The following is a 6,004-nucleotide window of genomic DNA, read 5'->3' on the forward strand; positions in this document are numbered from 1 at the left end:
AAGCTCAACGCAGAGGGATGTCCATTGACATCCAATACCCACCAAAGCAAACCGCTTACCACGGCACTAAACACAATGACGTTATTTTTTATTTTCATAGTATTGCCAACCCGTACTGATCGTACGTACTCCTGTTTGCCTGAAGCAGTTGTGGCGTCCTGACGCTGTAAACGGGCCTGAATAACGCTCACTGCCCTTAATGTAACGGTATCTGTCTGAAAACATGCCTACAGATGGCATCGCTACTATTTGATTTTATGGATGTTATTGTTATCGGTCTGATGACCTTTTAGCCAGCTTACCGCGAGATGAGATTTGAACCAATACCCCTTCGTCGCAATCCGGTCAGACCTGTTTGCTATAATTCACTGGCATTTGCATTTCATCGTCTTGTAAACTGCTACGATTAAGCTTCTGTTTTCATGCAGAAATGTAATTACAAGGACCTTCCCATGCTCAAGTGGATTAAATGGTTGTTTATTGGCGTTATTGCCATTGTACTCATCGCCGGTGCAACGGTGTACGTTACCCTATCGCAAAGCTTACCTGTGCTCGATGGGCAAAAGCAGATTAGCCATATCAGCCATCCGGCCAGTTTATCCCGTGATGCACTGGGACAAGCTGTGATCACTGCGGCAAACCAAATGGATGCCGTTTATTTGTTAGGCTATGCCCACGGACAGGACAGACTGTTTCAAATGGATTTACAGCGTCGTGTTGCCGCAGGAGAGCTATCGGAGTGGCTGGGAGACGTAGCGCTAAACGTCGACAAAAACAACCGTTTTCATCAATTCCGTCGCCGTGCAGAACGCATTCTGCCCACTTTACCAGACTGGCAACAACAGGCACTGGCCCAATACGCTAAAGGCGTAAACCAGGCCATCAGCGAGCTGGGCGCAAAACCGTTTGAATACATCCTTACTGGCTTCGATATCAAACCCTGGACGGAAGCGGATAGCCTGTTGGTGGTATACAGCATGTATCTGGATTTGCAGGGCAATACACTTGAAAGAGATTTAGCATTAACCGAACTGGAAAAGCAGTATGGCCAGCCCATGGTGGACTTTATTTTACAGTCCAGTCAGTATCAGGCGGCACTCGATGGCAGCCGTCAGCAGTTCGAGGCTGAAATTCCCCCATTGCCGGCAGAGGCACTCACCGCGCAGTTGAACACCAACGTGCTGCCGTTTAATCCGGAAGTGGGCAGCAATAACTGGATTGTTAGTGGCGATCTCACCGACGGTGGCGGTGCGTTACTGGCCAACGATATGCATCTGGGCTTCAGGGTGCCGATTATCTGGTACCGCACCCAGTTAAACTACGCCAGCGATTACTACGATGTAAATATTACCGGTGTATCGCTGCCTGGCGTACCCGGTATTATTGTGGGGACCAATGGCCATATTGCCTGGGGCTTCACCAATGCCTATATCGATACCGCAGACTGGGTGGAAATTCGCGATCCGGCCAGCCTTACCGAAGTAGAAGAAACGATTCTGGTAAAAGGCGAAGCACACCGTTACACCCGCCTCGAGAGTCAGTGGGGGCCAGTAAAACAAATCGGCGATCGCTATTACGCATTACAATGGGTTGCACATCAGCCCTACTCTGCCAATTTAAATCTCATGCAAATGGACACGCAGTTAAGTGTGCTACAAGCCATTCCGACTGTGCGTAAACTGGGGATCCCGGTACAAAACTTCGTCATGGGTGATACTGGCGGCAATATTGCCTGGATGCCAGGCGGTGCCGTACCGGGACGTCAGGTGCCAAAAGACATCGCGGTACCTGAATCACAAGCCGCCAGCGGATGGGAGATAGATGAGATGGATTTGCCGGTTGTGATGAACCCCGAGACCAAGCGCATCTGGACCGGCAATTCCCGGGTAATGAGTGCCGACGATGCCAAACGCTTCGGCGATGGTGGCTATGCACTGGGGGCACGCGCGCAACAAATTCGCGATCGTTTATTTGACTACAACCAGTTCGACGAAGGCCGTTTCTATCAGATCCAGTTAGACAACGAAGCCCGCTTTCTGCAGCCATGGCATGCTTTGTTGCGTCAGTTACTCAATCGCAACAGTGGCTATTTTGCCAGCGATATCAACGCGCTGGAAAACTGGGGTAATTGTGCTTGCGCCGATTCAGTAGGTTACACGTTAGTGAAGCACTTCCGTCAGCAGGTGATTTCTGCTGCATTTAATCCGGTTGCCGACGCGTTATCCGCTAAAGATCTGTCACTGCGACCATTGAGCCGGTATTTAGAGCCAGCTATATGGCAACTCATTCGAAATGAGCCTCCGGGCTGGTTACCTAAAGGTCACGATGATTGGCAGTCATTTATGCTGGCGCAATATGAAGCGGCCAAAGCGTCACTGGAAGCCGATTTTGGTAAAAGTGAAGACCTCTCTGCCCTGCGCTGGGGCAAAGTGAATACGCTGGCCATTACTCACCCGTTTGCTAAGCAAATTCCGGTACTGGGTAAATACCTGAACATGCCGGAAGTTGAAGGATTTGGCGATACCTATATGCCGTCTGTTCAACAGCCTGCATTTGGTGCATCAGAACGATTATTTGTGCGTCCGGGCAAACTCGATAGTGCAGTGCTGACACTTCCGGGGGGCCAGTCGGGTCATCCGTTGTCGCCGTTCTACCGGGCTGGGTTTATGGATTACGCCGAGCAGCGTTTAACGCCATTACTTCCCGGTACGCCCGTCCATACCTTATCCTTCACACCTCAATAGGAGAAAATGATGACACCGGGTATTGTGGCTGCTGAGCGAAAGAAAATTGCCCACAAAGTGCATAAATATACGCATGACAAACAAGCTGCGTCGTACGGCTTGGAGGCTGCTGAAAAGCTCTCGCTGCCGCCTGAGCAGGTATTTAAAACCCTGGTGGCAGAATTAGACACAGGCGCGCTGGTGGTCGCGGTGGTACCCGTTACGCATCAGCTCAATTTAAAGCAGTTAGCTAAAGTGGCAGGCGCAAAAAAGGCGCAGATGGGCAATCCGCAAAAAGTGGAACGCACCACCGGCTATGTGCTTGGGGGAGTTAGCCCTTTAGGCCAGAAAAAAGCCCTGCCGACCTTTATCGACGCTTCGGCAGAGCCGTTTAGCACTATATTTGTAAGTGCAGGTAAGCGTGGCCTGGAAATCGAATTAAGCCCGCAGGATTTAGCCAGCCTGACACGGGGTAAGTTTGCCGCGTTGGCAGGCTAGTTTTAGTTTAGAGCTGATAAGTCATTACACGCATTTGCTCCACGCCTCGTCAAAAGCACAAAACCCGTCACAGCGACGGGTTTTGCATTTGGAGTACAGTGGTTACTCGCTGCCAAAGGGGATTAACTGGGCCTGAGTGTAAGTAACTAATCGCGCTTAGTTACTTGTAAAACGCTGTTGCCACAGACGTCGGGCTTCTTCCAGTGCCACCTTTTCAGGAGGATTTACGCCACCAAGCTCAATGGCTATTTCATTGATGATGGCATCGCGTTGCGCAATCATGTTGTCGGCTTTAGCAAACAAATCCTGCGCTTGAGGGTATTGTGCTTTTAAATCGTCAATGCCAGATAAAGAATGGTAACGTTGCAGTAGTTCATCGTTGAACAAGGCACGATTTGCGTGAAATTGCAGGTATTCCAACCCTTCATTAGACGCAATAAACTCAATGTCCTGTTCACTCAATTCTGCGGCTTTCGCTACGTCCACCGCTTTTTGTTGCCACGCTTGAAGCGCTTGTTCATCTTGCTGCTTAATGGCCACTTTAACACCCGCCATTAAATCACTGGCGTGCAATATTTGCTGACGAAACGACAGCGACGCCAAGTCAGTATCGTCTTGTTCATTGTTAACTGGCTCGACAGATTGACTTACCCAAATCCCGGCAGCGGCAAATAGCAAAACAACGGCTAATATTAAGCCTTTGCGAAATGTCATAAGCAATTCCTACCCCAAAACTACGTGTAGGTTAGACGGTCTGTTAATAAAGCCATGCTTTACAAACAGCATCAGATGGCCAGCAGAACTGCTGGCCAATCCATTTAAGATGTTATGTCAGACAATTACTCAGTAGGCGGTTTGGAGTTTTCCACCCGACTTTTGAGCTTCTGACCTGGGCGGAAGGTAACCACGCGACGTGCTTTGATCGGAATGTCCTCACCCGTTTTTGGGTTGCGGCCAGGCCGTTCATTTTTATCGCGTAAATCAAAGTTACCGAACCCGGAGAGTTTCACTTGTTCACCGGATTCCAGTGCGCCTTTGATTTCTTCAAAAAACGCCTCCACCAAATCCTTAGCGTCTTTTTTGTTGATACCCAGTTTTTCGAATAAGTGTTCAGCCATCTCGGCCTTGGTTAATGCCATAATTTACTCTCTTAACGCTGCCCCGAATTCAGATTCAAGCCCTTTAACCACTGAATCTACCACCGCTTGGATCTCTGCATCTTCCAACGTTTTGTCGGGATCCTGCAGGATCAGTGATAAGGCCAGGCTCTTATAGCCCTCGGCTATTCCTTGACCAGTATACACATCGAACAAGTTTAGGCCAACTAATTGATTTGCGCTATTTTTTTCAATGAATTTTATTATGTCACCTACCGCTACGTTTTCTGCCACCGTAATAGCAATATCACGGCGGTTTGCAGGGAACTTGGAAATGGCTTTTGCCTGTGGCAAATCGCGCTGTGTTACCGCGCTTAATTGCAGCTCAAATACAAATACGCGCCCGTTAGTACCCAGCTTTTTGGTGAACTGCGGGTGAATCGCACCCAGCCAGCCAATGTGTTTGTCGTCCAGATACACGGCGGCAGACATACCAGGGTGCAAGGCTGAGTGCGCTTCAGCTTTGAAGCTCACCTGCTTGCTCTTACCCGTTAATCCCAGCAGCGCCTCAACATCGGCTTTGGCATCAAAGAAATCAACGGCTGAATCAGTGCCGTCCCAGTGTTCAGCTAAGCGCCGACCAGCAAGCACACCCGCCAGCATTGGCTGCTGATTAATGCCATTAGGCGCAGCGGCATCAGGCACAAAGCGCAAGCCAGTTTCGAACAAACGAATGCGATTCTGCTGGCGCTTTTGGTTATAAGAGGCGGCTTGCAATAAGCCCGGCCATAAACTTACACGCATAATCGACATGTCAGCCGAAATCGGATGCGGTAATACCAGACCATTGCTATCTGGGAACAACAGATTTTGAATTTTCGGATCCACAAACGAATACGTAATGGCTTCGTTGTAGCCGCGATTGAGCAACACCGATTTCACGGTATTCAGCGACAATGTTGCCTCGCTGGCCGGGATCATCGACAGTGCTGCAACCGGCGCCATATTAGGAATACTGTTGTAGCCGTGTACACGGGCCACTTCTTCAATCAAATCTTCTTCAATGGCAATGTCAAAGCGATAGGACGGTGCTTTTGCAACCCAGCCTTCGGCTGATTCTGCTGCTTGCATGCCCAATCTGGCCAGAATTTCAGCCACAGTGGCGTCTGCAATATCAATACCCAGTACGCGCTTCAGGCGCGCTTTGCGCAGGGTAACTTCCGGTTGCGCAGGTAATGTTGCTTCATTAACAGCTTCCACTACCGGGCCCGCTTCACCACCACAGATATCCAGAATCAGGCGCGTTGCCCGTTCCATTGCGGTAGCTTGTAATTGCGGGTCAACACCTCGCTCATAGCGGTGCGACGCATCGGTGTGCAAACCATACTGGCGCGCTTTACCCATAATGGCATCCGGCGCGAAGAACGCACTTTCCAGCAGAATGTCGGTAGTCGTCTCATCAGTACCTGAGTGCAGGCCACCAAAAATCCCTGCCATTGCCAGCGCTTTGTTGTCATCGGCAATCACCAGGGTGTTGTCTTTCAGTTCTACCGTAGTTTCATCCAGCAGTGTCAGAGATTCACCGGCATGCGCCATACGGACATTAATTCCGCCTTCAATGGAAGCCAGATTAAAAGCATGCATTGGGTGACCCAGTTCAAGCAGCACAAAGTTAGTCACATCAAC

General features: G+C 49.8%; 5 protein-coding genes. 2 read left to right on the forward strand and 3 right to left on the reverse strand.

What is annotated here, in order from left to right:
* Nucleotides 1-452 precede the first annotated feature (452 nt).
* Nucleotides 453-2,744: a penicillin acylase family protein gene (locus ACLR2L_RS18160; RefSeq protein WP_413370187.1), complete on the forward strand. Its 2,292-nt coding sequence runs from the start codon at nucleotides 453-455 to the stop codon at nucleotides 2,742-2,744.
* 9 nt (nucleotides 2,745-2,753) lie between these two features.
* Nucleotides 2,754-3,221: a Cys-tRNA(Pro) deacylase gene (ybaK, locus tag ACLR2L_RS18165; RefSeq protein ID WP_140960442.1), complete on the forward strand. Its 468-nt coding sequence runs from the start codon at nucleotides 2,754-2,756 to the stop codon at nucleotides 3,219-3,221.
* A 156-nt stretch (nucleotides 3,222-3,377) separates the two neighbouring features.
* Here ybaK and ACLR2L_RS18170 read toward each other — a convergent pair whose 3' ends face one another.
* The 3 genes from ACLR2L_RS18170 to pheT all read right to left on the reverse strand — a co-directional run.
* A complete protein-coding gene (locus tag ACLR2L_RS18170) occupies nucleotides 3,378-3,935 on the reverse strand; it encodes a hypothetical protein (RefSeq protein WP_413370189.1) in 558 nt (185 codons plus the stop codon).
* 125 nt (nucleotides 3,936-4,060) lie between these two features.
* The gene (gene ihfA / locus ACLR2L_RS18175) at nucleotides 4,061-4,360 is read right to left on the reverse strand and encodes an integration host factor subunit alpha (protein WP_073324884.1); all 300 of its coding nucleotides are present in this window, start codon (nucleotides 4,358-4,360) and stop codon (nucleotides 4,061-4,063) included.
* Nucleotides 4,361-4,363: 3 nt separating this feature from the next.
* The coding region (gene pheT / locus ACLR2L_RS18180; protein ID WP_413370192.1) for a phenylalanine--tRNA ligase subunit beta at nucleotides 4,364-6,004 on the reverse strand (1,641 nt) is incomplete at its 5' end.

Source organism: Alteromonas sp. AMM-1 (assembly GCF_047290655.1).
In the GTDB taxonomy this organism is placed as follows: domain Bacteria; phylum Pseudomonadota; class Gammaproteobacteria; order Enterobacterales; family Alteromonadaceae; genus Alteromonas; species Alteromonas mangrovi.